Origin of the sequence: Rothia sp. LK2492 (genome assembly GCF_040946345.1) — a bacterium.
In the GTDB taxonomy this organism is placed as follows: domain Bacteria; phylum Actinomycetota; class Actinomycetes; order Actinomycetales; family Micrococcaceae; genus Rothia; species Rothia endophytica.
Map to the genome: position 1 here is coordinate 65,484 of NZ_JAYWLX010000003.1, position 25,548 is coordinate 91,031.

The following is a 25,548-nucleotide window of genomic DNA, read 5'->3' on the forward strand; positions in this document are numbered from 1 at the left end:
ATCCTAATAGATGTACCCAAAGAGCCGAGAATTTTTAGACTGGAATGATGAGCAACATGAGTACAGACCCTGATGAGCTAAGCGCTCACGAGAACTTTGATACCCGAGCAACTTCCATGACGGGTGTTGCCCCTGGAGTGCTAGAAGAGCTGTTCACCATGCGGCAGACCATTGATAATATGGATGCTGCCTTGGTACACATTTTGGCTGAGCGATTTCGTGCTACCCAGCGGGTAGGGCATCTGAAGGCTGAGCACAGTTTGCCGGCGGGGGACCCGGGGCGGGAAGAGGCCCAGATTAAGCGTCTGCGTGGCTTGGCGCAGGCCGCTCATCTTGATCCTGAGTTTGCAGAGAAGTTTCTGAACTTTATTATTTCTGAGGTGATCCGCCACCATGAGCGGATTGCAGCCGAAATTACTGAGCCCTAATCTCAACTGAAAGGTCAGCTGAAACCTGTGAAACAGCTCCCTGCACTTTACCTGCCTACAAACGCTGAGATGCTTGCGCTTCGCAGAGATACAGAACAAGCCTTGACCTTTGAACAGCACCTCTTGGTACGCGCGACCGGTCTAGGCGGCTGGGGCGGGGTGAACATGGTGGACGCTGTCAGCCGAGTACGGGGGGAGCTGGGCGCCCCGCACCTTAGTTTCTTACCTGAACTGGCTGACCGAGGCTTTCATGCCACGGCCCTAGGGCGTACCCTGGCTTGCCTTGAGGGGCTGACTGCTGATGTCACGGCTAGCGGCTGGCGTATCACAGAGGGGTTCGCCAAAGAAGGCAATCTTGCACAGACCTTTTTAGCCTCTGATATCAATGCTCTTGCTGATGTTGTGGGGAAAGAGAAAAACCCCGAGGGCGGGCTTAAGGTGCGGCTACTGGGGCCCTTTAGCCTTGCTGCCAGTACCTACCTGACCAACGGGGAGCTGGTCCTGATTGATTACGGGGCCCGCAGGGATCTGTGCGACTCCCTTCTTGCAGGTCTTGAATCACTGGTGGAGCGATTAAAGCAGGCTGCCCCCGGGCTGCAGTTAAGCTTACAATTCGATGAACCGCTGCTTCCCGCCGTCCTCGCCGGCGCTATCAAGACATCCAGTGGGTATTCAACGGTGAGGGCACTGAGACGGCATGAGGCCGTCGAAACCCTCGCTAAAATTCACCGCCGCGCGGAGGGGTTGGGAGTCAACGTGCTGGTGCGTAGCAACGTCCTTGAATTGCACCCAGAAATTCAGGCAGTTCTCATGGCTCCAGTACTTAACCTCTCCGGTCGCCCGACCCGCGACTGGGAGCAGGTAGCCAGGATGGTAGAAGCGGGGGCCCGCCCTCTCTTGGAGACTGTATCACCGCGTACACGCCTGCCGGTGGGGGAGATAGCGCGTGATTTCTGGGTTCGCTGGAGAGACGTTGGTTTAGCCAAGAACCTGCTGAGCAGTATCACTCTTACCGATCTACCAGGTTTGGAAGAGCAGAGCCCAGAAGTTGCCACAACCGTGTTGGGGCATCTAACGGAGACCGCCCGTGCCCTCTCAGAAATTGCCCAGGACGCTTAGGAGCTGGTCTACCGCGGCAGATGGGGAGACACCGGTTAGACTGGTAGCTGATCTATCTTGAATTTCGAAGGAGCGCCCCGTGAACGCAACCATTCTCGTCGTTGATGATGATGATGCCCTGGCAGAGATGGTGGGAATCGTCCTAGCCCAGGAAGGTTACGACGCTGTCTTTTGTAACGCTGGCGATCGCGCCCTGGAATCTTTTATCACTCATCAACCTGATCTCATTCTCCTGGATTTCATGCTTCCCGGTATGGACGGAATTGAGGTGTGCACCCAGATTCGTGCCGAATCTGATGTCCCCATCATCATGCTTACCGCTAAGGGCGACACCGAAGATGTAGTGAAGGGCCTAGAAGCTGGTGCAGATGACTACATCACTAAACCCTTTAAGCCCGCAGAATTATTGGCCCGAGTCCGTGCACGCCTTCGCCCGCGAGAAGAACGTTTCAATGAGCCAATCCGCGTGGGTGCCCTTCACATTGATCTCGCTGGTCATACCGTTTCCCGCGACGGTGAGAATATTTCCCTCACTCCGCTGGAGTTTGATTTGCTTGCTAACCTTGCTCGCCAGCCGGGCCAGGTGATGACTCGTGAGACCCTGCTAGGGAATGTCTGGGGCTATGAGAAAACCGTAGATTCTCGTCTGGTTAATGTTCATATTCAGCGCTTACGAGCCAAAATTGAGAAGGACCCAGAGAATCCCGAGATTGTGCTCACCGTGCGAGGCGTGGGCTACAAGGCTGCCGCACACGGGGCGCGCTAAACGGTGGCTCTTTCCCTGGGTACCTCAGACGCTGAGCGGGGTCGCTTCCACTGGCTGGGGCGGCCCCTTCACCGTCTTAGAAAAATGTGGCAGCAATCCCTTCAGTTTCGCGCTGTGCTCACTGCAGCCCTACTGCTCCTTATCTCCTTCATGTTTGTTGGGTCCTTTATTTCCCACCAGATTGCTAACTCTCTGTTCCGAGGCAACCTAGAGCAAGCTTTAGAGGAATCATCGAGCGGCTTCAGCAACGTCCAAACCTTGCTGAATGCTTCTGATGCTACCGGCCGTACTGAAATCCAGCGGGACGTTGCCCGGTTCTTGACGGTGCTGGAAACCACCAGCGCGGATCGCAACCGTGAGTGGGTGCTCCTGCAAGATATCAATGCCACCACGCAAGGCTTCGTCTCGGAGCAAAGCCAATCCGGTAACACAACGGCTGCCGATATCCCGGAGGAACTAGCGCAAACGGTGAGCTCTGGGCGGGGTATCTACTGGCAGTCTTCGGCAAGTGTAGGGTCGGACGGAAGGACGGTTCCTACCCTGGTGGTGGGCACTAAGATTTCAATTCCCCAGAACCCTGATTACGCTTTCTACCTGGTCTACGATTTGTCTTCTTCCCAAAACACGGTGAATTACATCAACGTTGTGGTGTGGATTGGTTTCGGCATTTTGCTTCTGGTGGTTCTTTCAATTGTGTGGGCCATTTCCCGAACCGTGATTCGTCCTATCAGTTCCACTGCGATTACGGCAGAAAAGCTTGCTGCTGGTAACTTGGACCAGCGTGTGCTGGTACGCGGTGAACACGAAACAGCTAGGCTTGGCATGTCCTTTAACCGCATGGCTGACTCACTTCAGGACCAGATTTCTCGCCTAGAAACGCTGTCCACTATGCAGCAGCGTTTTGTCTCCGATGTTTCCCACGAGCTTCGCACTCCGCTCACCACGGTCCGTATGGCAGCAGAGATGCTGCACGATAGCCGAGACAATATGGAACCCATTTATAAGCGCTCCACCGAATTGCTCTATGACCAGGTAGATCGCTTTGATAACCTGCTGGCGGACTTGCTGGAGATTTCACGCTTTGATGCGGGCAGCCAGACCCTTGATCCCGTTTCGGTGGACTTCATGGCCGTCCTCAGCGAAGTGCTCAAGGCGGTCGAGCCGCACTTGCAGCGTACGGGCACCGAGCTGACCGTCCACACCCACCATTCTGAGATGATGGTAGATATGGACCATCGCCGTATCGAACGCGTTATGCGTAACCTCCTCTTCAATGCTGTGGAGCACAGTGAGGGCAAGCCCATCGATATTTATATTGATGCTACCGACACCGCTTTGGGTGTTGCGGTGCGTGACCACGGCATAGGTCTGAGCCCGGAAGAAACGGATCAGGTCTTTAACAGGTTCTGGCGAGGAGATACGTCCCGTAAGAGGACGCTGGGCGGAACTGGGCTGGGGCTATCGATTGCTGCCGAGGATGTCCGTCTGCACCAGGGAACCTTGGAGGCCTGGGGTATTAAGGGGCAGGGGGCCTGCTTCCGCATGACCATTCCCCTGAAGGAAGGCGGAGCAATAGGAGCTTCACCCGTTCTCATTAGCGGACACCCCACCCCTTCACCCGTTGAAGCTGAGCTTAGCGCTGACACCTCAGCCCATCGACTAGGAATAGAGCAGGAGCAACATCTCAATGCGACCTCTTAACCGTAGAGACCTCCTATCGGCGTCTTTTGTCTCAGCGGTAGCCACTCTAACAGGCTGCGCTGCGATTCCGACCGATGGAGAAGTTAACCATTACGCTGACCCTCGGAATACGGCTTCACCTACCGAAGCCATCGACACTCCCGCTGGGCCGGTACCGGGGGCTACACCTGCTGAAATTATCGATGGGTTCCTGCACGCCGGGGTTGGGACTACCGATGATTACAGTGTTGCGCGTCTTTTCCTCACTGAATCTCTGGCTGAATCCTGGAGACCTGACGGGCAGACCCTCATCTACAACGCGTCAGTTATGACCGAAGAAACTGGGCAGGATACCTTCATGGTAACCGTCCCAACCTCTACTCTTGTAGACGGTAGGGGGCTTGCTACCTCCTATACCGAAGCTACAGAAAATGAACTTGAGTTTACTCTTCAGCAGGTAGAGGGGGAGTGGCGGATTGCTACCGCTCCAGATGGAACTGTCTTGAGTAGAACTGAGTTTGGTGAGGTTTTCAGCCCTTTCACTCTCTACTTCTACGATCCAACCTTTACTCAAGCTGTGCCTGATGTGCGCTGGTTCGTAGAACGCCCTACCGTCGCAACGTCTCTCGTGAAGGTTTTGCTGGAAGGCCCGGCGTCTTATCTTGAAGGTGGTGTGATCACAGCGATCCCTCCTAACACCGCTTTGACCCGAAATTCAGTGACGGTGGAAAACGGCAGAGCGGACGTCCAGCTGTCAGGCGGGCCCTCTCTACAGTCTGCCAGTGCACTCGATTTGGAACGTCTGCGGACGCAACTCACCCAAACACTCTCTAACTTAGCGTCTATTACCTCAACCCAGCTGAGCATTAATAACCAGGTGATTAATACTCAGGATCTTGAAAATTACCGGGAGCCGGCAATTAATGCTGAGGTGCCTCCATTTGTGCTGGGAGTTGAAAATAACCGCTTGGTGATGCGCGATAATTTGTCTGCGAGTGAGAACCAGAGTTTAGTTTTTGCGCAAGATGGTGTTGCCCCTGCTCAGCCTGCAATGAACTATAGCCGCACTTCCTTTAGCTTTACGGCTGCTGATAGATCTGAGCTGTGGTTAGCTACGCTTTCAGAAGCTCAAGTGGTGCACCGGGGCGTAGGTATTCTTCAGCAGAGTTATGATCATCAGAACTGGTTATGGATCGCTCATGAGGACGGCAGCGTGCGGGCCTTAGCTGCGAGTCAGTCAGGAGCTGAGCCCAAAACACTTGAAACGTGGCTGCACGGCCAGACGCTTCTGTCGTTAGCAGTAGCCCGTGACGGTGCCCGTGTTGCTTTGGTGACCTCAACTGATGGTGCTGCTTCGGCTTGGATTTCAGCGATTCGCCGAGCTGAAGACGGGGTGCCGCTGGGGTTGTTGGATCCAGTTCAGGTGGGCGCCGACATCAGCCCTGACGGTGTGGAGTGGGTGAGTGATGAAGACGTGATTCTTTGGAATACCACTACAGCTGAAACCGAGATAGTCTCATTAACCGGTCAAAGCACTCGGTATGACAACCTACCCGACATTGAGCGTATTGTGACCGGTAACGGTGTTGACCAGGTGGTTGCTACTAATAAAACGGGCGCGCTTTTCATCGTGGCTGGTAACGGTTGGACTCGCATTGAATCCAGCCTGTCGGCGCTTAACTATTCGGGCTAAGCTTCATTTAGCCCCAATGTGGCGGTAACCGGTTTATTGGTCCGCACCACTTATCCACTTTTCTGGCTGTCGCTTGTGGTTTAGCCTCTGGGCCGCCATTCTAGCGGTATGAAAAGTAAAGATGCTCTAGCGAGCTGGGGTGCCAGAGGTGCGCATTCACTTGATGAACTGGCGGAGCTCTTCGTACCGAGGTTCTGCGCTGCGTGTAGGTCCTACGGGGAGCCTATGCGAGGCAGAAGGGCACTGTGCCCCAGGTGCTCGAGGCTTTTGAATATAGCTACCCTGAATCTTCTGATGACGGAACTGACCTACGCTCCCTGCCCGGTAGCAAGCTCCGGTGAGTATGAGTACGAGCTAGCTCATTGCCTGTTAAGTTTCAAAAACGCTGCGCGTACTGACCTGTTATCCTATCTGGGATCTGCGCTCGCTCGGTCGCTGGTTTTTCTGTGCCAGGAGGTTGGTCTTACCCAGGTTTCGGGCAAGGATGCGTCGGTTTATCTCGTCCCTATCCCGTCCAGCCGGCAATCAGTAGGACGCCGAGGTTTCGCGCCTGCTTCCGACATCACGAGGGCTGCTAGCAAGCTCCTACCTTCAACATACCCAGGAGTAAATTTTACCGTTCTTGAAGCTCTACGCCCCCTTTACCCTGGCGAAGGAGCGAAAGTGCTAACTGGTCATGCGAAAGGTTCCCAGAAACAATTGGGGCAGCAAGCAAGGTATTGGAGAATGCAGGGCAGCCTGCGAGTGCGTCAACCTGCGCTGAGCTGGGTTGGGCGTTCTCTGGATTTATCCGGCCGAGTCTGCATTATCTGTGACGATGTTGCCACCACGGGTGCTTCTATTGCTGAAGCTTATAGGGTCTTATCGGAGGCTGGTGCTTGTGTGATAGGCGCGGCCGCTGTTGCGAGAGTTCAACGGCGATCGGAGCAGCCCTCGCCCCAGAACACCTCTTAGGAAATAAAAAAATGAAGAAAATTTCCCAAAACAACCGCAAAGAATGACTTGCGCCACAAACAGGCGTACAGTTAAGGCAAGGAATCAGCCAGACAGATTCCCCGGATCGAAGCCTTCACAAGCTAAGATTCAACCCCCAGACCGTGGAGGGAATTGTGGAACTCAACGTACAAGGCCGCAACGTCAAAATTAGCGAACGCCTGCAAGAATACGTCGAAAGTCGAGTCGTCAAGTTCGAAACGCTAGGCGATAACGTTACTGACATTGAAGTCAAATTTACTAAAGAAGGCCATGGCGGCCCACGCTCAATCCGTGTTGAAATCACCGTCATTGGTCGTGGCCCCGTACTTCGCGCAGAATCAGAGGGCGAAGATAAATTCGCTGTCTTTGACGATGCTTTTGGCAAACTTCTTGAACGTTTACGCCGTGCTCGTGACCGTCGTAAAGACCGACGTCTAGGTGGCAAGCATCCTGTCTCGGTGGCTGAGGCTACCGGTTCCATCCCCGTAGTAGCTGAAGGTCAGACGGTTGCTACCACTGATATTCATGTTGACGATGTACCTGTCGAGGAGGCCGCGTTCGCCGGTGAATATAACCTCACCGATGAAGTTTCTTCCCCCATTGAAATCCGGAAGAAGAGCTTCCCCGCTGATCGGCTAACTTCCGAAGAAGCCGTTGACCGGATGGAGCTAGTAGGCCATGATTTCTTCATCTACGTTGATAAAGAAACTGGCGCCCCATCTGCTGTCTACCGCCGTAAGGGCTGGTCCTACGGTGTGATTGCTCTCGACGCTGAGTAAGGACTCCTAGGTTATTTTCAAAGCCTAAAATATTCAGCCGGCCTCCACCTTCTAGGGTGGGGGCCGGCTTTTTGAGCGACAGAACACGCGAGCTTCTCTAAGCGCTGGGCAAAAGCTCATCAGAACACCAGTGGTGCACTAGTATTATGTGAATGACTGTGTGCAGATTGTACGCACCTGCCGGCCCACCTACCTAGGAGCAAACTTCAGTGGCATCTCTTCTGGAAAAGCTACTCCGCAGCGGAGACAAAAGAATCCTCAAGCAGCTGCGTGCTTACACCGATGCAGTAAATTCACTCGAAGATAGCTTTGTCGCCATGACCGACGAAGAACTCCGCGCTGAAACAGACTCCTTCCGCCAGCGTGTTGAAAAGGGCGAAAATCTGGACCTTCTACTTCCAGAAGCGTTCGCTGTGGTTCGTGAGGCATCTAAGCGCACACTCGGTAAACGTCATTATGATGTTCAGCTAATGGGTGGTGCTGCTCTGCACCTGGGCAACATCGCCGAGATGAAAACTGGTGAAGGCAAAACTCTGGTTGCCACCGCTCCTGCTTACCTCAATGCTCTCTCAGGCAAAGGTGTTCACATCATTACGGTCAACGATTACCTGGCTGAATATCAGGCGAACCTTATGGGTCGAGTTTTCCGTTTCTTGGGTATGGAAACTGGCGTTATTCTTGCGAACCAAAGCCCCGAAGTGCGTCGTAAGCAGTACGAAGCTGACGTTACTTACGGGACCAATAATGAATTCGGCTTCGATTACCTCCGCGACAACATGGCGTGGACTAAAGAAGAGCAGGTGCAACGCGGGCACAACTTTGCGATCGTCGATGAGGTTGACTCAATTCTAATTGATGAAGCTCGTACCCCACTAATCATCTCAGGCCCAGCTATGGGCGAGGCCAACCGCTGGTACGGCGAATTTGCTCGCATCGCTAAGCGCCTTATTCGTGATGAGGACTATGAGGTCGATGAAAAGAAGCGTACCGTTGGTGTGCTTGAAAGCGGTATCGATAAAGTTGAAGACCACCTCGGTATCGAGAATCTTTATGAATCGCAGAATACCCCGCTCATCGGCTTCCTGAACAATGCCATCAAGGCTAAAGAGCTCTTTAAAGCCAACAAGGACTACGTTGTCATGAACGGCGAAGTCATGATTGTCGATGAGCACACTGGGCGTATTTTGGCTGGTCGCCGCTATAACGACGGTATCCACCAGGCAATTGAAGCCAAGGAAGAAGTCGAAGTTAAGCCCGAGAACCAGACCATGGCGACCGTGACGCTTCAGAACTACTTCCGCATGTACGACAAGCTCTCTGGCATGACGGGTACCGCGGAGACCGAAGCAGCCGAGTTTATGAATACTTATGAACTGGGTGTTGTTCCTATCCCCACCAATAAGGGCATCCAGCGAATTGACCAGCCTGATAAGGTCTATAAAAACGAAATCGCTAAGTTCAATGCGGTGGTCAAAGATATCCAGGAACGCCATGCAAATGGTCAGCCCGTTCTGGTGGGAACCACCAGCGTTGAAAAATCTGAATATCTGTCTAAACTCCTTGTTAAAGAGGGTATTCGCCATGAAGTTCTCAACGCTAAGAATAACGCGCGCGAAGCGTCAATCGTAGCTCAAGCAGGGCGCAAGAGTGCCGTTACCGTAGCCACTAACATGGCTGGCCGAGGCACCGACATCATGCTGGGTGGTAACCCCGAATTTGAAGCCGTTGAGTCTATGAAGGCTCTAGGGTTTGATCCTCTTAAAAATGCCGAGGAATACGAGTCCAAGTGGCCTGAGGTTCTTGAAGAGGCAGAACTGGCGTCGGCAGCAGAGCATGACGAGGTAACGGCTCTGGGCGGTCTTTACGTGCTGGGTACAGAACGTCACGAGTCGCGGCGAATCGACAATCAGTTACGCGGTCGTTCGGGGCGTCAGGGCGACCCCGGGGAATCACGCTTCTACCTCTCGCTGTCAGATGATCTCATGCGCCTGTTCAACGGTCAGGCAGCTTCACGTCTTATGGCGGGTGCACCGGACGATACGGCGCTGGACTCAAAGCTAGTATCTCGTGTTATTGCCTCAGCACAGGGGCAGGTCGAAGCTCGTAACGCTGAACAGCGTAAAAATGTGCTCAAATATGATGATGTTCTGAACCGTCAGCGCGAAGCGATGTATAAGGACCGCGGGCAGATTCTTGATGGCAACGATCTCAAGGATCAGATTCAGAAGTTCCGCATTGAGGTTATTACTTCGACCATTGACGCACACGTTGGCAGCGGGCACGCGGAGGACTGGGACTTTGATGCACTGTGGGAGTCACTCAAGACGGTTTTCCCCGTTTCTATCACCCCAGAAGATCTTTTCGAAGAGGCTGGGGATCGTACTAAGGTTACACGCGATCTGCTGGTAACCGAGGTGCTTGCCGACGCCGAAGTGCAGTACGAGGATCGAGAAGCTTCTGTTGGTGAGGAAGCTATGCGCGAAATTGAGCGTCGAGTGGTGCTTTCAGTGATCGGCAAACGATGGCCTGAACACCTCTACGAGATGGATTACCTCAAGGAAGGTATCGGCCTGCGTGCTATGGCTCAGCGTGATCCTCTGGTTGAGTATCAGAGGGAGGGCTACGCCATGTATCAAAGCATGATGGAAGCTATTCGCGAAGAGACGGTGTCAACCCTGTTCAGCTTGGACCTTTCAAAACAGCGTACTCAAAATTCAAAGATTCAGCTGAAGATTCCTGCTCAGCCTAAGTTCTTGCAGTATTCGGCACCTACTGAAAGTGGTAAGGCAGAGGTTCGCACTGAGGCTGCTCCAGAGCCTGATAATGATGCGATTGACATAGAGAAAAAGTAAATACCCAGAGGGGAGGGGCCCGGTCAGCTTATGACCGAGCCCCTCCCTTTTAGGTTTCATAGGTTCATGTGCGGGCGTGAGTGCTTAGGCAATATCAAGTGCCGTAATTTTCCACCGACGGTTAAGGAACTCAGCGCGCAGGGCTACAGCTCGCGCCCTCTGTGCGTCCTGAACGATAAGGCAGGCCTCGTAGGCTTTGGGTGAAACCTTTTGAAGAATAATCCTGCGAGCCTTGACCGGGTGCACCCTGGGTTGGAGTGGGCCTGAAGAGGCCGGTGGCTGGAAAGTGCGGTTAACCATCTCATGAACCTTCTGGACCTGTTGGTGAACTCTTCGGTAACAAGCCTGAGAAAGCCAAGGGGAAAGGTGGTGCGTGGGGCGTAAACCCATGAAGATTTCAACGGTGGCCAGCCCAATCGAAAGTGCCAGCTGTTCGACCGATTTTTCTTCTGCACTGATGTAGACCGGATCGTTTGGTGGTTGCTTAACCTTTTGTTCGAAGTAGGTAGCGTAGTGCTCTTCGTATTCTGTTGCATCGATGATGCAATAACGGTTGCGGTCATGTTCTGGGAATGCGGTTTTCATGGTTTTCTCCTCAGAAAGGAAGCGTGATGCTTTGCCCCGGGTAAATGAAACTTTCAAGTGTTGGAATGTCTCTGACATTGGCAGATTGAATGGTGTGGACAAGGTTGAGCACTTCAGAACCGCTAGCTGTAGCGGGTAGGTGCTGTTCGGCAATGGACCAGAGAGTGTCGCCCGGCTGAATAATGTATACCCGTGATGATACGGGCGCCCCGGGGTCGGTATCCTGTGAAGATGCCCGCGGAGCTTCTACTGATTTTCGGAGTCCGCCGAATAATGGTGAGAGCTGAGTGCGTTGACTAGCCTTAGTGACCGTCACTTCCACCTGACCTCCTTCTTCGCCAATTAATGTCGTGGATCGTGAATATGAAAACAGGGGAGATGCTGCGGGGGAAATACCGAAGGTATCATCAGAAGGATGCAAGAAGAGGCCTAGCGGAAGCTGTTGCTTGTGTTGCTGAACCTGAGTAACTGAACTAAGGGGCTGAACAGCCGGGATTGTGGCGGCCAATGCGGGATTACTCAGCAGCCCCAATCCAAACAGCCCCGTCACAGTAGCTTTTACCGCCATCGGAGCCCAGGAGGGTAAGCTGACCCGCTCTCGCCCTTGGAGCTTAGCCTTGATAGCGAGCACCGAGCTCACTGCCATACTGAGGAACCACCACAGAAAAACAATGGAGCAAAGGGTGAATGCTACAGCACATGATAGAGCTTCCCACCACATCCCAGACTCCAGCGAATGCCCCTGAGAAATAAGGTGTAGTTTGTGCGTGAGAAAGCTGTAGCTAGCCAAGCTCCCTATCAGTGCGATGGCAGGAACAGTAACCACCGGGAAGATGCTCATCATTTTGCTTTTCACTTCTGCCTCAATCTTATGATTTGATGTAGTTTGATGAATTATCATCATACTAACCTCTTTTGAAGCGTTTTCAAGGTATTTCACTGTTTTCATGTGCATTTACATTTTTTGCTTCGGTGGATAGGCTCGTTACATGAACAACTTAGACTTGCTTCTTCGTGATTATGAGATTCAACTAGATGAGAGTAGACGGCTTACTTATGAGGCAGATGCCGCCGAAGTTCGCCGGTCAGAAGCCGCAAAAATTTATCTAGCAGACCGTCTAGCTGCTCAAATCGGTCAGCAACTTATTGTTCACGGGTTGAATTCAGAGATTTGGCGCGGAACCCTCAAAAATATTGGACTAGGCTGGATTCAATTGGAATCGAGTGCAGATAATCTCATTGTTCCCCTGGCAAGTCTCATGTGGTGGGAGGGTGGGGATAATAAATCCTTCACTTCAGCCCAGGAGGTCAGCAGAAAGTTGACCCTGGGGTATGTTCTAAGGGCTCTAGCCGCTTCACAACAGACCGTGTCAATTTCTCACGGTGGGCCAGACTCCCCGCTCACTGAAGGTCGGATTACAACGGTGGGCGCTGACTATTGCGAATTATTTGTGCAGAGAATTGAAGCAAAAGAGGGTACGCAGAGAAATGAAGTGCGCGTCATCCCCTTTGGAGCGATTGCAGCACTTCATGCCAGGTAAATTCAAAAGAACATAGGAAGCTTAGGCTTCTTGATGGTCTAGCTGCTCAGCTTTGATGCTTTCTTCAGTCTTTTGATACATGGCCTGAATGTACTGTTCAAGCATCGAGCTTTCAACTCGCCACTGATTGCGACCACCAATCTGAATCCCCTTGAGTTCGCCGGTTCTCACCAGCGCGCGAGTCTGGCTTAGGGAGATATTGAGAATTTCACTCACATCAGTCAGTGTCAGAAAACGCTGTTCGACCATGGGGGCTTCCTTGTTGTGGTAATCCAATCACTATCTTGATTTATTTTAGTGAATTTTGATGTGGTTTGGAAGAAAATTACCACTATTGAGTCTTGTTAGCGCTTTAAGGCGTAATTTTTGGCCAGATGACTGTGTTGAGTTGGAAAGTTCGTGTTTGATTAGTGAAAATTTTGATAGGAGTACTCAACTTGATGAAGGAAGCTCTACCCATGCCATCTAAGCTGACGCCGCGTTTTAAAAAGCCAGGAGCCACAGACCCACGACTCCTTATCGGAGTTTTCATTGTGGTTCTTTCGCTGCTGGGGGTTCTCGGAATTATCCGAGCGACCAACCAAACAGAGCCTTTTTATGCCCTCACCGCTGATGTCGGTATTGGTGAAAATATCACGACCCAAAACCTAACGGTTGTTGACGCAAGGTTAGCTGGATCTAGCGAACAATACATCTCCGCAGATCAGCCTATTGCCCCTGGAACTGTTGCCAAGCGTCCTCTAGTATCAGGAGAATTGCTGGCGGCTGCAGCGGTCACTACCGATCTCAAAGAAGGGCGCAGGTTGGTGACCCTTCTCAAAGATCAGTACGCAGTCGCTGACTTCCAAGCGGGGGATCGAGTAGATATTTGGGTTGCCTCAAAGGTAGAAGGATCGAATACATACAATGAACCCAGAGCAATTGCTGAGGGGGCTGAAATCCATTCGGTGACTCCACAGGAGTCAATTATTGGTGGGACGGGTCAATCTGCTGTAGAGCTGTGGGTAGAGTCCGATCTTTTGAGCCCAGTTCTTGCAGCTAGCAGTGATGGGTCGGTCATCAACATAGTGCCTTCAACCTATAAGGCAGGCCAGTAATGCAGATTCCAATTATTGTTGTTGGAGATACTTCTGGCAGGTATATTTTGGGAATCGAGTCTCAGCGCGGGAATATTAGCGTGGTACGCCACGTCCATGACCTCGGAGAAATGCTGGGAACCGCGCAGAGCGGTATAGCCCGTGCAATTCTGTTGGTGACCCAATACGAGGATCTCACACAATCAATGCTCGCGGCGCTCTATGAACTTGATGTAGCTGTGTGCGCTGTAATCGATCCGGGTAGCAACCTACCTTTCTCCGAAATTTATACCATTGATGCTCTGGCTGATATACCCGATGTACTTCAGGGCGTTCGCTCGGCTGTGGACCGGCTTGAAGATTATAGTGACTCACATGGTGGCGTCTATGATAGGCAACCGAGTAATTCAACATCCGAAGTTGAATCTCACGAAGCTGAATTAAATCAGGCTGTTTCGGAAAAAACAGAAGAGCGTCTTGGCAAAGTGCTGGCTATCTGGGGAGCCCAGGGAGCTCCCGGTAGAACAACTTTTGCAGTGAATCTCTCAGGGCTAGCAGCAAATGCTGGGCACAAGGTTTGTTTGGTGGACGCAGATACCTACGGTGCCTCCGTAGGGGCTGTTTTAGGCTTGACCGATGACTATTCGAGCTTGGCTCAGATGTGCCATTTCGCCGATAGAGGTAACCTTGATAGCCAAAAGATTGATGAGCTGGTTAGCACGATTCAGCATAAATCCCATCAGCTGGATATCATTAGCGGCATCAACCGTCCTGATCGCTGGACCGAGATCAGGGGTAAAGCCCTGAGCCGAGTGATCAATATGCTGAGGGAGAAGTATGATGTGATCATCATTGACACCTCGTTTTGTATTGAGCAGGACGAAGCTGCTGCCTTTGATGGGCTGGCTCCCTTGCGTAATGACGGTTCGTTGACAAGCATTCTTGAAGCAGACCATATTCTCGTTGTTGGCGCTGCGGATGTGGTGGGCGTACCCAGAACGGTCAAAGCTCTGGACAGCCTAAAAAACCTCTTGTCAGACACCATGATAGATATACCTAGAAGCGTCTTTTTTAATAAGGTTCGGGCTGATGCCGTAGGGGCTAATCCCACGGTGGCAATAGAGCATGCCTGGGAACGCTTTGGTCCCTCAGAAAAAATCGAGGGGTATGTGAGCGAGGACCGAGCAACCACAGATAAAGCTTGCCTCTCGGGTAAAACTATTATGGAGGCCGCACCAAAATCCAAAGTAGGACTAGAATTTGAAAGCGTCTTTACGCATATCTCTGCTGTCCTAGCTTTGCGTCCTGCAGAAGACTTATCAGATGATGCATCAAATCTGTCTTCTGATAACGTGAGGTATAAACGCAAGCTCGGCCCTTTAGCTCGGCTTTGGGGTAGATAGAGTGCCCCGTTGGCCGTGATAGACACTTCAAGGAAGAAATAGCATGCCATTAATCGATACGCTCTCTCGCAGCGGAGCTTTTGGCCCGGGCGATATTGAGTGGCTACATTTGCTTACTAATGAATGGCAAATCATCGCTGATACAGGGTACTGTGACATTCTTCTATGGGCTCCAGAGGCAGTCCTCGATGGCAGTCACCATCTCCTTTCCCAGCCTCTTGAATCAGATGCAGGCTTCCTGTGCCTAGCCCAAATTCGTCCGTCCACCACTCACACAGTCTTTCATACCGATAGAGTAGGGCAGCAGCTTAGCGCCGGTCTTTTAGAGAGAGCTGTAGCCAGCTGGAACAGCCATACGCCTAAAGGAACTGACGATGAACACACCATCAAAGACATAATTCTCGATACTGAATTTATACCTCTTATCAGAAACGGACGTCCGGTGGCATTGCTCTCAGTACATCGAGAAAACCTGGGAACCAGAAAACGGCAGCAGGCAGAACGGGTGTACAGGGACGTTGCCCACCATTTACTGCAAATGGTATCGAGGGGCGCTTGGCCAGAATTTTCGGCACCGGTAGGGACTGCCCACGGTAATCCGCGGGTCAGTGATGGTCTGCTCATGCTCGATACTAACGGCAGCGTACTCTTTGCTTCCCCCAATGCCCTATCTATCTATAAACGTTTAGGGTTCAGCGGAGATATGGTAGGAGAGAGCCTATTGCATCTCACCAGGTCTCTTCTTCCAGCCGGTGAAAAAGCAGATGAGACTCTCCCTTTGGTGCTCACAGGTCGTATGCCCTGGCGAGCTGAAATTAAGGCTAAGCGGCAAAACGTTACTTTCCGAGCGATTCCTCTACGACAATTCTCTCGACTAGGCGAAGAACGCTACGGAGCCTTATTGCTCTGCAGGGATGTGACGGAGCTACGCCGCCGGGAGCTTGAGATGATGTCTAAGGATGCAACAATCCGCGAAATACATCATCGGGTGAAGAATAACCTCCAGACCGTTTCAGCCCTCTTACGTTTACAATCTCGACGTATGAATAGCGTTGAAGCTAAGGAGGGCCTAGAGCAGGCTATGCGAAGGGTCTCTACCATTGCAATGGTGCATGAAGCGCTTTCTCAAGGGCTGACTCAGGAGGTCAATTTCGATGACCTCATCGGCAGGCAATTCAACCTGGCTGCTGAGCTGGCGTCACCAGATCAGCACGTTCATACACGAATTGTTGGGTCTTTCGGTAAGCTCCCCAGCCAAATTGCTACGCCTCTGGCGTTAGTTATCAACGAGATTGTAGCTAATGCTGTTGAACACGGCTTGGCCGGACAAACTGGCGAGGTAACCCTGAGCTGCTCCCACGACTACAAGCCCAGCGGTGAGCATATTATGGTGGTGAGCATTGCTGATAACGGAGTTGGTCTCACCGATGAAACCAAGTTGATGTTGGAAAGCGGTGCTCCATCTTCAGGTTTGGGCACGCAGATTGTAATGACCCTTGTTTCAAGTGAATTAGGTGGCAGTATCCATTGGAGCTCGGTCAAACCTCACGGGACGCTTGTCACTATAGAGATTTTGCTATCGGGCTAAGCTCATCGATGGGCTTCAAAAAACACTGCATAAAGAAAAGAAGGAGAGCTAGAAAGCTCTCCTTCTTTTGCAATATCTGTGCAGTATGGTCTGACCTTAGGACGCACGTCGCGCGCGCGCTGCGCGTCGCTTCATAGCCCTTCGCTCATCTTCACTCATACCGCCCCAAACACCTGAATCCTGGCCAGTTTCAATGGCCCACTGGAGGCAGGTATCCATCACAGTGCAAGAACGGCAGACGTTCTTAGCTTCCTCTATTTGAAGGAGCGCTGGTCCGGTATTTCCTACGGGGAAAAAGAGTTCGGGGTCTTTTTCAAGACAAGCAGCACGGCTTCGCCAATCCATTAGCATGCTCTCCTAGGTGTTACCGGAATAACTAAAGCTGAAAAGTTTTCAGCAACTATCAATAAAATTTGGCCCCTTATAGTAAGGAGCCAAAGCTGAACTCCACTAACTTTCCCACGATATGGGTCTTCAAACAAGGGGGGTAGCGGCGAAAATTGGCACCGACCGCTGAGTGAAATATCACAGGGCGTACCTTGGGGGTGTTTCTGAGTGAGAACTGCCACGAAAGTGCCTTTAGGCTATTAAAAGTGATACCAGAGAATGAAAAGAAAAGGCGCTAATAATGTCTCAGCAATCTTTACCTGCGGCGGTAAAGCTTACCGTCAGCCTTGTGGCGCTGGAGGTGCTGGCTCTACTCTTTTTTACGGTGAGCGGTGTGATGACAGCGGATGATGTGAGGGGAGCATCAGTCGTAGGTTCATTCTTCCTACTGGTTGCCGTATCTCTGGGTATCGGTGTGGTGGCGCTCTGGAAGCATCGCCCTTTTAGCCGCGCGCTTATTCTGGTATGGCAATTCTTTGGTGTTGTGATCGGAGTTCAAACCGCTCTAAGCGGCGCACCTTTATACGGTGTGTCGGCGGTGCTGCTGAGTGGAGCAATTATCATCTTGATGTTTACTCAGCCGTTGCTTCGTCATACTCGCCAGTTTTCCTAGGAGCTGCTCTCAGTGGGACGTGAAAAGCAAGAACCGTTCCATGATTGATAAGCACCCCTCGACCGGGTGGAACTTTGCCGTCAGTTTTTAGATCCCAGGGTAGGGCTGTTGCTGTGTAAAAGGTCAGATCAGATATGGAAGTGGGTGCTAATACTAGCCCAGTTTCTGTTCCTGACAAAGCAGACAGGATAGGAGATGTACTCCATCTGGGCCATGGGGTGTAGGCCACAATAACCTTTGAAAAACTATCTCTTTCCTGAAGGACGAACCTCTGTACCTCTTCGTTGAGAAGATGCAGATTATCAATACAAAGGATGGGAAGATCTTTATAACCATCACAGCTAGCGATAAGAGCATTCTTAAGCTGCTTCAGCGTTGGTCTCGCTTCACCGGGTAGAAATATAGCTGAATGCTGTTGGTTCATTTCCATCAGGGACCGCAGAAAACTTGTTTTACCGCTTCCTTTCTTCCCAGAAACAGCTATAAAGTTGCTACCCAGCTTGGGCAAAGAGACTGCGGAGCCGTTTCTCGTTATTCCGATGCGGAAGTCATCTTTTTCAGTAAGCTCAGGTACATCCTTTAGACCGAGGTGAGTAGGGAGTTGGGCCAGTGCTAGCTTTTTAGCGCCCTGTTGAATTATTGGGCTAAATTCTGGGTCTGGAAGCGCAAGGCATACCACCCCGTTCTCTGCAGTGTCGCCCACTAACGATTGAATGGCGGCGCCTTCAACAGAAAACTGGCCTTCATGGGGCCGGTTGTATTCTTTGCGGTGGGACCTCAAGGGATCTGTCTCAAGGTAGGAGGCCGAAAAGAGTACGTTAGCGAAAAGTTGCTGGAACTTGCCGCGTGGCAAGGAGGAGGCCGTACATGTTGTTTTTACAGTGCACTGGCCCACTGGAGATAGAAAGTCTAATATTTGTGTCTCAAAATCTGGGTAACGTGCCAGAGTATCTTGGATTTGATCAAAACAATCTAAAACCAGCAGCGCTGGTGACCGTGACGAAATAAGTGTTTCTACAGCACCTCGCACAAAATCGATGTCCTTCATAGAGTAGGCATAGCAGCTGGCACTGGAGGCTGGGAATCGTGATTTTACCCGATGAATGAACTGTTCTGATGGGGAGAAACAAAAGACAGCTGAACCGTTACTTAGCGCTTGTTCCATCAGCATAAAAACATGCTCATTGCGTTCAATCGGTGATGCAAGGAAAAGCAGGCAACCGTCATCTTCTTTCCACCGCCATTGGTTCTGGATACCCGCATCAGGCACTTCGAGAACGCCAATGTTGAGGCTGAGAGGTGAAGCACTAACCCTGTATGGCAGGGCACTGAGAGAAGGAGCAATCGGTGCATAGCTCTTCTCGGCAAAAAATGGCTGCTTTGATAAACCAGAGCACAGGGTAGCTAGCTCTCTATCAGTAAGAGCTTGAGCTGCTTGGCCTAGATCATCATTTGCGCGCTGGTTATACACCGCTGAAATAGAAACGACTTCGGATTCTGTGGCCCCGTAGTAACCGTTGATGAGTGGTGCTTGAAATTGTATGAGGCGGTTTTCAGAGTCTTTTGCATACCCAGCTCCGGGGGATCGGGCAGGAATGGACGCGGCGGCCTCGGTTGATATGACATTGTAGGAATCTTGTGTGGAACTAACTCTCAAGCAGAAAGCGGTGGCAATATTTGCTCTGATTTCAGCAGACACCGCTCCCTGTGGACGCTGAGTGGCGAGAAAAAGATGGTATCCCAGCGAACGACCTATGGTGGCTATTCGCATAACTTCATTCATGATGATGGGGTGTTGGTCGACCAGCATCTTGAACTCATCGATACAAATCACAACTTCAGGAAAGTCTAGAGTTCTTTCAGAGCCCAAAATCAGAGCACGGTAGTCCTCATGGGAGCTCACTCCAGCTTGGTGGAAAGCTTTTTCCCGCTTTTTCAAATCTGCGCGTAAGTATTTTAAGGTACGGGAGAGTTGTGAGATATCGAGATCAGTGAGGGAAGAAACGCAGTGGGGTAGAGCTGTTAAAGGGCCTAATCCTGCACCACCCTTAAAATCAATCAGGACAAAGCTTAGGCGGGTGGGCGGGACCTTTAGAGCCATGGACCAGAGCGCCGAGCGTAGGAACTGTGACTTACCGGAGCCGGTGGTGCCTGCACACAGAAAGTGGGGACCATGGGTATTTAAACTGTAGGTGAGTGCAGCCCCGGTTTCGGGTTCGATTCCGACAAAGAATTGTACGTCTTCAGTGTCTTGGGGCGGATTCTCAGGGGGAGGGGCAAAATATTCAATGTCGCTAGTTCTCGAAGCAACAACAGAATGCCCTGCCTTGTTCAGAGATTGAATAGGTAGGGAACAAATTAAAGACCGGTAGGTAGGTTCACTAACGCCATCTAAACTTACTCCTCTATCCAGCAAGCAAACATCGCTGTAGGTGGAATCTTCGGCGCTCGAGATGCAGAAAATTGTTGCCTTTTTGGGTAATATGGCGGGCTTTCTTTCACAGATAATAATTCCCGTCGCCTCGGAATCAAACTTCCTCATCAGATAGCTTGATGGGTGAGCCAGAAGCGGCTGCACTAATTGATGATATGACCAGCTATCAGCCGACGTCACTAAAATACTCACGTGACTGCTTGTTGCCAAAAGATGTACAAGAGCCAACCGTTGTGTATGAACTGGAATAATCGGCATGAGTTCAACTAATTGCTCAACGCTAATTACAAAGGGAGCTACATCAATCCATGGAAGGATTGAGAGCTCTCTTTGTGTACTACGTATCTTAGTTTCGCGCTGGTGATGCCCTAGAACTATTTCTTGACCGATTGAATGGGCACTGAACTGTCTAACGTTGGTCAGATCACGTGTAGCTGCTTCCATCACAGCATTCCGGGTCTTTCGACTTTCACCATGGTGAGAAATCATGTGCAGCGCCATCAACATTGATGAAGCTACCGACATAGCTAGAATCAGCCATAGACCGGTGACGAGAGCTATCGTCAGCCCTACAATGAGTGGCATGAGAATCATGGCAACCCGCAGCACTTTGGGGCGGGGCGCAGGAAGTTCTATTTCAACATCGTCAGTATCCCTGAACGAATCGGAGACTGTTGGGGGCTCACCTATTCTGAGGACGCTATTGCCAATTTTGATGAGAGATTGAGTCTGTAGAGTGTGACTCTTTACCTTTGAGCTGTAGGTAACTCCTGCATGGTCCACCGTCATATAACCTTCAAGCGGGTACATGCTGGGGTCATTGAGAGTGATATCGCAGTTATCTCGGCCAATACTCCACCGCCCTCTTGAAAGGGAGAACATCTTTCTGGAGTCTGGGCCGTGCATAATCTCGGCACTATAGATTGTTGATGCTCTTTCCACAGCACCTTTACCACGATAAGATTCCACGATGGACCCGTTGAGTAGGGGAGGCTGCCCAACTGATAACTCCTTGATGGGGGTGCTGGCTACGGCCCACTCATGGGTCTCTGACCCGAAAAATTCTTGTAGCTTTTCTTGTAGGAGGACGCCAGAAACAGTGCCGGTGTACCGTAGACGCACAGCGGTGAACTGCGTTTTCGATGGGTTTTCAACCAGCAATCTAATATCCATATTGACCATTACATTTCTGGAGAGGCGTCCTATCAAGGGCGTATATCCGCGATGCAACTTTTCACAGTTGATTTTGAGCATGTGGTGATCGATCGCCAAATAATTTCCCTGCTGGCTTAGCCCAGCACATAGTCTGAGTCCCAGACCGGGCAATAATCACATCGACTTCTCAGGTAAATCGATGAGTAATAGACCACCTTTTCAGGTAGCTTTGGATATAACTTTGTTTACCTCAAAGAAGGTAGACACACCGTAGAGCTTCCTCCGTTATGGGAGACAAATTATAGAGATGACGCTTTCCCAAGCATCATTCGTAAACAAGGAGTATTAGTGAACGCTGATCTTGTAATTGTGGGTTCAGGTCTCTTTGGCCTGACGATTGCTGAACAGGCTGCAACCGAGCTGGGACTAAAGGTGGCTCTGCTCGACCGACGTCATCACATCGGCGGCAATGCATACAGTGAGAACGAAGAGCGTACTGGCATTGAAGTACATCGCTACGGTGCGCACCTCTTCCATACCTCCAATGAACGAGTCTGGGAATACGTCAACCGCTTCACCGGTTTCACGAACTACACCCACCGTGTTTACACCAACCACAACGGCATTGTTTACCCCATGCCTATCAATCTGGGTACCATTAATCAGTTTTTCAATGCGGCCTACTCCCCGGCTGAAGCTAAGGCCCTCATTCAAGAGCAGGCGGGAGAGCTGGCAGGAACTGACCCGAAGAACCTCAACGATAAGGGTATTTCCCTCATCGGACGTCCGCTATACGAAGCATTCATCAAGCACTACACTGCCAAGCAGTGGCAGACTGACCCCGCTGATTTGCCGGCGTCCATCATCTCTCGTCTACCGGTGCGCTACAACTACGACAACCGATACTTCAATGACAAGTACGAAGGTCTGCCAGTTGACGGCTACACTGCCTGGCTTGAGCGTATGGCAGCCCATCCTAATATCGAGGTGCACCTCAACACTGATTTCTTTGAAGAAGGTCACGAGTATTCTCGCTCCAAGGTAATCGGCCAGGTACCGGTTATTTATACGGGGCCTGTTGACCGTTACTTTGACTATGCCGAAGGTGATCTGTCCTGGCGCACCATTGATCTTGAAGAAGAAGTTCTCGAGATGGAAGATTTCCAGGGTTGCTCCGTTATGAACTACCCTGATGCTACCTATCCCTATACCCGTATTCACGAGTTCCGTCACTTCCACCCGGAGCGGGACTACACGAAGGATGCCACTGTCATCCACCGTGAGTACTCACGTTTTGCCGAGAAGGGCGATGAACCCTACTACCCCATCAATACCGGTGCTGACCGAGATATGTTGCTGAAGTACCGTGACTTGGCTGCCGGTGAGCAGAACGTACTGTTCGGCGGGCGTCTGGGCACCTATAAATATCTTGATATGCACATGGCTATTGGTGCGGCTCTGTCAATGTTTGACAATAAGCTCCGCCCCCATTTTGAAAAGGGCCAACAAATCGCTTCCGGCGGAATTGACGCTTAAGGTAAGGAAACATGAGCACAACGACTACTACTGAGGTGAGCCCTCAGCGCGTACTTCAACGCGTTATTTTGCCTGAAGCTGTCCAAACTGACGTTATCCCGCTCTATATTGATGGTGGTAACGCTACGGGCGTGCACCTTCCCACCCGTCTAGACGGCAATGCCGCTGATACTATCGCTCAAGCGACGGCTGCCCAAGAAAATGTAGCTACAAATTCTGCACCTTCCAAAACTAACCAGCCTGATGTTCTAGGGCGACGCTCAGCTCAGATTTCATCGGGTAAAACGGTTTCTTTTGGAACATATTTCAATGCTTTCCCTGCATCATACTGGCGTCGTTGGACCTCTCTGCAGTCTGTAACTCTTAGAGTTCACACTGAGGGTGAGGGCATGGTAGTTGTCTATAAATCTAACGCTCGAGGAGTAATCCAGCGCGTTGATGCTGCGGTTGTGGCAGGGGCCATGACCTCAGAGTTCAATCTAACGTTGGCGCCCTTTGGCGACGGTGGCTGGTACTGGTTTGATCTTTCCGGAACTAAGAGTGACGTCACTCTGGTCGAGGCTGAGTGGACAGGCGCTATTACCCCTCGCCTAGGAGATGAAGGCGGCAAAGCTACCGTCCAAATCACCACCATGAACAAAGTCCAGTACTGCATCGATAACATTCGGTCACTGGGTGAAAACCTTGACGCTCTAGGGAGCGTCAAAGAAATTCTTATCGTGGATCAGGGAACTGAAAAGGTTTCTGATCACCCTGATTTCGAAGATGTGGTTGCACCTTTAGCTGGGAAGTTCCGGATCATTAACCAGGGCAACCTTGGTGGGTCCGGCGGCTTCGCTCGGGGCATGTACGAATCAGTTAATAACGGAAGTGACTATGTGTTGCTCCTTGATGATGACGTTGTGGTTGAACCCGAGTCCATCCTGAGAATGATTACTTTTGCCGATTACTGCAAGAACCCCACCATTGTGGGCGGCCATATGTTTGATATGTACGACCGCTCAGTTTTGCATGCTTTTGGCGAGGTAGTTAACCCCTGGCGTACTTTCTACGATCGTCCCCACGAAGACATGTCTTTGGGGCACGACTTAGGAAAGATGAACTTGCGGAGCACCCACTGGATGCACCGCCGTGTCGACGTTGATTACAACGGCTGGTGGATGTGCCTCATTCCCACCGAGGTCATCAAGCAGATTGGGTTGTCACTACCCCTATTCCTCAAGTGGGACGACGCTGAATACGGGCTGCGAGCGAAAGAGGCCGGGTTTGCCACCGTCTCCTTCCCCGGTGCCGCTCTGTGGCATGTATCCTGGCAGGATAAAGATGATTCTGTAGGTTGGCAAGCCTACTTCCACGAACGTAACCGTCTCATTACAGCACTGATTCATTCACCCTTCGATAAGGGCGGATCAGTTCTTAGGGAGTCCCTCTTTCTGGATGTCAAGCACGCGCTTTCCATGCAGTATTACACCGAAGAGGGTCGTTTGATGGCAATCGAGGACCTTTTATCGGGTCCTGACCACCTCCATCCCTCACTCAGTGCGCGCCTGCCCGTTATCAGGGGCAAGGTTAAGGATTTCCAGGACGCTCAACTTAAGACCAACCTGGATGATTATCCCCAGCCTAAGACAAATAAGCCGCCCTTCAAGGGAAGACGGAATTTCAAGTCACCCGGTTATCAGAAGCTGATTCCCTGGGCTGTTTCTACCGTAGGCCGCCAACTGTTCAAACCGGTGGACGATCTCGCTAAAAAACACCCTCAGATTCAGTTGAATTACTCTGAAAACCGTTGGTGGACTGTTTCTAAGTTTGATTCAGTGCTGGTTACTAATGCTGAAGGCACAGGTGTTTTCTGGTATCAGCGCGATCCCCAGCAGCTGCGTGCCAACCTTGCTAGGGCAACAAAGCTTCACGCTCGTATCTACCGCGAGTGGGCCTCCTTGCGCCAGCAGTATCGAGATGCTGCTGCACGCGTTGCTTCCTACGAAGCGTGGCAAGAAACGTTCAATCAGCACACTGAATCTGAGCTTCGTCGATGAGTATTTTAACCCATTCCCCCCTGCTACCCCCCGGTCGTGGCAGGGGGCTAAGGGACGTTCTCAAAAACCGGTACCTTCTCAAACTTCTCGTCGATAAAGAGATTCAGGTTCGCTATCGGGGATCTGTGCTAGGTATTTTATGGTCCTACATTAAACCCGGTGTCCAGTTCGGTGTCTTCTATATCGCCATGGGTCTTTTTCTGGGGCTAGAGCGAGGTATGCAGAATTACGCGATTTACCTGTTCTCAGGAATGATTGTTATCAATTTCTTTTCTGAGGGTTTCAGTAATGGAGCCAAAGCTATGGTTGTAAATGGCGCCCTGATTAAGAAAATCTATCTGCCGCGCGAGCTGTTTTCTGTCTCAACGATTTGGGTAGCACTCATCCATTTTGTTCCGCAGATTCTGGTCTTGCTGATTGCCTGTTTCTTCGCTGGGTGGAGCCCCGATATCAAACAGTTGGGTGCTGCTTTTGTGGGAATGGCTATCATCATGCTATTTTCTACAGGGCTAGGCCTCATATTCGGAGTTGCTAATGTATTCTTCCGAGATTCTGAAAACATCGTAGATATGCTTCTAATGGTGGCGACCTGGTTCTCGCCGGTTCTCTACTCCTGGACCATGGTGAGGGATACCCTTTACCCCTGGGTGATGACCGTTTACATGCTCAACCCGCTTACGGTTGCTGTAGAGCTGTTTCACTACGCTTTCTGGATTTCAACGCTGAGTGCTGATGCTTTAACTCTCCCCACCTCCAATATTCCTCCGAACCTTCTGACCTTCTGGGTGCCGATAGCTCTGCTGATCTCATTGGTGACCCTGTGGATTGGCGATGCACTCTTCCGTAGGCTTGAGGGCAACTTCGCTCAGGAGCTCTGATACAGCGTGAAAATTGAAGAA

The 25,548-nt window shown here is 51.2% G+C and carries 21 protein-coding genes; 16 read left to right on the plus strand and 5 right to left on the minus strand.

The genetic code is table 11. The features are described 5' to 3' along the window. Nucleotides 1-116 precede the first annotated feature (116 nt). From VVR27_RS04225 to secA, 8 genes are all read left to right on the plus strand, one after another. Entirely contained in the window at nucleotides 117-428 is a 312-nt protein-coding gene (locus tag VVR27_RS04225; protein ID WP_409349931.1) for a chorismate mutase, read from the plus strand. 102 nt (nucleotides 429-530) lie between these two features. Further along, complete coding sequence (locus VVR27_RS04230; RefSeq protein WP_368547207.1) at nucleotides 531-1,547, plus strand: hypothetical protein; 1,017 nt, start codon at nucleotides 531-533, stop codon at nucleotides 1,545-1,547. Between the two features lie 79 nt (nucleotides 1,548-1,626). Then, nucleotides 1,627-2,313, plus strand: coding sequence for an MtrAB system response regulator MtrA (gene mtrA, locus VVR27_RS04235; RefSeq protein ID WP_346872287.1), 687 nt, complete (start codon nucleotides 1,627-1,629; stop codon nucleotides 2,311-2,313). A gap of 84 nt (nucleotides 2,314-2,397) precedes the next feature. Further along, nucleotides 2,398-4,014 carry an MtrAB system histidine kinase MtrB gene (gene mtrB / locus VVR27_RS04240; protein ID WP_368547208.1) on the plus strand — a complete coding sequence of 539 codons (1,617 nt, stop codon included), beginning with the start codon at nucleotides 2,398-2,400 and terminating at the stop codon, nucleotides 4,012-4,014. Then, nucleotides 4,001-5,686, plus strand: coding sequence for an LpqB family beta-propeller domain-containing protein (locus VVR27_RS04245; protein ID WP_368547209.1), 1,686 nt, complete (start codon nucleotides 4,001-4,003; stop codon nucleotides 5,684-5,686). Before mtrB ends, VVR27_RS04245 begins: the two co-directional genes overlap by 14 nt. Before the next feature lie 726 nt (nucleotides 5,687-6,412). Beyond that, nucleotides 6,413-6,640 (plus strand): ComF family protein, encoded by a 228-nt coding sequence (locus VVR27_RS04250; protein WP_368547210.1) that lies wholly within the window; start codon nucleotides 6,413-6,415, stop codon nucleotides 6,638-6,640. Nucleotides 6,641-6,795: 155 nt separating this feature from the next. Then, entirely contained in the window at nucleotides 6,796-7,440 is a 645-nt protein-coding gene (hpf, locus tag VVR27_RS04255; protein WP_368547211.1) for a ribosome hibernation-promoting factor, HPF/YfiA family, read from the plus strand. 209 nt (nucleotides 7,441-7,649) lie between these two features. Then, nucleotides 7,650-10,292, plus strand: a complete 2,643-nt coding sequence (gene secA / locus VVR27_RS04260; RefSeq protein WP_368547212.1) for a preprotein translocase subunit SecA — start codon at nucleotides 7,650-7,652, stop codon at nucleotides 10,290-10,292. A gap of 84 nt (nucleotides 10,293-10,376) precedes the next feature. Here secA and VVR27_RS04265 read toward each other — a convergent pair whose 3' ends face one another. Then, entirely contained in the window at nucleotides 10,377-10,877 is a 501-nt protein-coding gene (locus tag VVR27_RS04265; RefSeq protein ID WP_368547213.1) for an Rv3235 family protein, read from the minus strand. 10 nt (nucleotides 10,878-10,887) lie between these two features. Further along, complete coding sequence (locus tag VVR27_RS04270) at nucleotides 10,888-11,826, minus strand: LysM peptidoglycan-binding domain-containing protein (RefSeq protein ID WP_368547214.1); 939 nt, start codon at nucleotides 11,824-11,826, stop codon at nucleotides 10,888-10,890. A gap of 40 nt (nucleotides 11,827-11,866) precedes the next feature. Here VVR27_RS04270 and VVR27_RS04275 point away from each other — a divergent pair, with 40 nt between their 5' ends. Then, nucleotides 11,867-12,418, plus strand: a complete 552-nt coding sequence (locus VVR27_RS04275) for a hypothetical protein (protein WP_346872294.1) — start codon at nucleotides 11,867-11,869, stop codon at nucleotides 12,416-12,418. A 21-nt stretch (nucleotides 12,419-12,439) separates the two neighbouring features. Here the strand turns inward: VVR27_RS04275 and VVR27_RS04280 are convergent, their stop codons facing one another. After that, complete coding sequence (locus VVR27_RS04280) at nucleotides 12,440-12,667, minus strand: helix-turn-helix domain-containing protein (RefSeq protein ID WP_237202072.1); 228 nt, start codon at nucleotides 12,665-12,667, stop codon at nucleotides 12,440-12,442. Between the two features lie 209 nt (nucleotides 12,668-12,876). Here VVR27_RS04280 and VVR27_RS04285 point away from each other — a divergent pair, with 209 nt between their 5' ends. Genes VVR27_RS04285 through VVR27_RS04295 form a run of 3 tightly spaced genes read left to right on the plus strand, consistent with a single transcriptional unit; the run spans nucleotide 12,877 to nucleotide 16,485 of the window. Next, the gene (locus VVR27_RS04285; RefSeq protein ID WP_368547215.1) at nucleotides 12,877-13,515 is read left to right on the plus strand and encodes a hypothetical protein; all 639 of its coding nucleotides are present in this window, start codon (nucleotides 12,877-12,879) and stop codon (nucleotides 13,513-13,515) included. Continuing rightward, a complete protein-coding gene (locus VVR27_RS04290; RefSeq protein ID WP_368547216.1) occupies nucleotides 13,515-14,897 on the plus strand; it encodes a CpaE family protein in 1,383 nt (460 codons plus the stop codon). Before VVR27_RS04285 ends, VVR27_RS04290 begins: the two co-directional genes overlap by 1 nt. A 43-nt stretch (nucleotides 14,898-14,940) precedes the next feature. Continuing rightward, on the plus strand, nucleotides 14,941-16,485 hold the full coding sequence (locus VVR27_RS04295; protein ID WP_346872297.1) for a PAS domain-containing sensor histidine kinase: 1,545 nt from the start codon (nucleotides 14,941-14,943) through the stop codon (nucleotides 16,483-16,485). 96 nt (nucleotides 16,486-16,581) lie between these two features. Here VVR27_RS04295 and VVR27_RS04300 read toward each other — a convergent pair whose 3' ends face one another. After that, on the minus strand, nucleotides 16,582-16,830 hold the full coding sequence (locus VVR27_RS04300; protein ID WP_135013289.1) for a WhiB family transcriptional regulator: 249 nt from the start codon (nucleotides 16,828-16,830) through the stop codon (nucleotides 16,582-16,584). Nucleotides 16,831-17,113: 283 nt separating this feature from the next. Here VVR27_RS04300 and VVR27_RS04305 point away from each other — a divergent pair, with 283 nt between their 5' ends. After that, on the plus strand, nucleotides 17,114-17,485 hold the full coding sequence (locus VVR27_RS04305) for a hypothetical protein (protein WP_346872298.1): 372 nt from the start codon (nucleotides 17,114-17,116) through the stop codon (nucleotides 17,483-17,485). Here VVR27_RS04305 and VVR27_RS04310 read toward each other — a convergent pair. Beyond that, entirely contained in the window at nucleotides 17,445-20,888 is a 3,444-nt protein-coding gene (locus VVR27_RS04310) for an FtsK/SpoIIIE domain-containing protein (protein ID WP_368547217.1), read from the minus strand. The two genes, VVR27_RS04305 and VVR27_RS04310, sit on opposite strands and share 41 nt — an antisense overlap. 534 nt (nucleotides 20,889-21,422) lie before the next feature. On the opposite strand from VVR27_RS04310, the gene glf reads away from it, so the two are divergent. From glf to VVR27_RS04325, 3 genes are read left to right on the plus strand one after another with little or no spacing between them, the layout of a single operon-like run. After that, nucleotides 21,423-22,610 (plus strand): UDP-galactopyranose mutase, encoded by a 1,188-nt coding sequence (glf, locus tag VVR27_RS04315; protein WP_251379057.1) that lies wholly within the window; start codon nucleotides 21,423-21,425, stop codon nucleotides 22,608-22,610. 11 nt (nucleotides 22,611-22,621) lie between these two features. Then, complete coding sequence (locus VVR27_RS04320; RefSeq protein ID WP_368547218.1) at nucleotides 22,622-24,649, plus strand: glycosyltransferase; 2,028 nt, start codon at nucleotides 22,622-22,624, stop codon at nucleotides 24,647-24,649. Further along, nucleotides 24,646-25,527: an ABC transporter permease gene (locus VVR27_RS04325; protein WP_368547219.1), complete on the plus strand. Its 882-nt coding sequence runs from the start codon at nucleotides 24,646-24,648 to the stop codon at nucleotides 25,525-25,527. The genes VVR27_RS04320 and VVR27_RS04325 overlap by 4 nt, the downstream gene beginning before the upstream one ends. The last annotated feature ends 21 nt before the right edge of the window (nucleotides 25,528-25,548 follow it).

Excerpts from the sequence above, each read along its gene's own strand:
- VVR27_RS04320 (WP_368547218.1), top strand. The coding sequence starts at position 22,622 with ATGAGCACAACGACTACTACTGAGGTGAGCCCTCAGCGCGTACTTCAA.
- VVR27_RS04325 (WP_368547219.1), top strand. The coding sequence starts at position 24,646 with ATGAGTATTTTAACCCATTCCCCCCTGCTACCCCCCGGTCGTGGCAGG.
- VVR27_RS04305 (WP_346872298.1), top strand. The coding sequence starts at position 17,114 with ATGTCTCAGCAATCTTTACCTGCGGCGGTAAAGCTTACCGTCAGCCTT.
- VVR27_RS04265 (WP_368547213.1), bottom strand. The coding sequence starts at position 10,877 with ATGAAAACCGCATTCCCAGAACATGACCGCAACCGTTATTGCATCATC.
- VVR27_RS04280 (WP_237202072.1), bottom strand. The coding sequence starts at position 12,667 with ATGGTCGAACAGCGTTTTCTGACACTGACTGATGTGAGTGAAATTCTC.
- VVR27_RS04225 (WP_409349931.1), top strand. The coding sequence starts at position 117 with ATGACGGGTGTTGCCCCTGGAGTGCTAGAAGAGCTGTTCACCATGCGG.
- VVR27_RS04275 (WP_346872294.1), top strand. The coding sequence starts at position 11,867 with ATGAACAACTTAGACTTGCTTCTTCGTGATTATGAGATTCAACTAGAT.
- VVR27_RS04300 (WP_135013289.1), bottom strand. The coding sequence starts at position 16,830 with ATGGATTGGCGAAGCCGTGCTGCTTGTCTTGAAAAAGACCCCGAACTC.
- VVR27_RS04245 (WP_368547209.1), top strand. The coding sequence starts at position 4,001 with ATGCGACCTCTTAACCGTAGAGACCTCCTATCGGCGTCTTTTGTCTCA.
- VVR27_RS04290 (WP_368547216.1), top strand. The coding sequence starts at position 13,515 with ATGCAGATTCCAATTATTGTTGTTGGAGATACTTCTGGCAGGTATATT.
- VVR27_RS04295 (WP_346872297.1), top strand. The coding sequence starts at position 14,941 with ATGCCATTAATCGATACGCTCTCTCGCAGCGGAGCTTTTGGCCCGGGC.
- VVR27_RS04250 (WP_368547210.1), top strand. The coding sequence starts at position 6,413 with ATGCAGGGCAGCCTGCGAGTGCGTCAACCTGCGCTGAGCTGGGTTGGG.
- mtrB (WP_368547208.1), top strand. The coding sequence starts at position 2,398 with ATGTGGCAGCAATCCCTTCAGTTTCGCGCTGTGCTCACTGCAGCCCTA.
- VVR27_RS04285 (WP_368547215.1), top strand. The coding sequence starts at position 12,877 with ATGCCATCTAAGCTGACGCCGCGTTTTAAAAAGCCAGGAGCCACAGAC.
- VVR27_RS04270 (WP_368547214.1), bottom strand. The coding sequence starts at position 11,826 with ATGAAAACAGTGAAATACCTTGAAAACGCTTCAAAAGAGGTTAGTATG.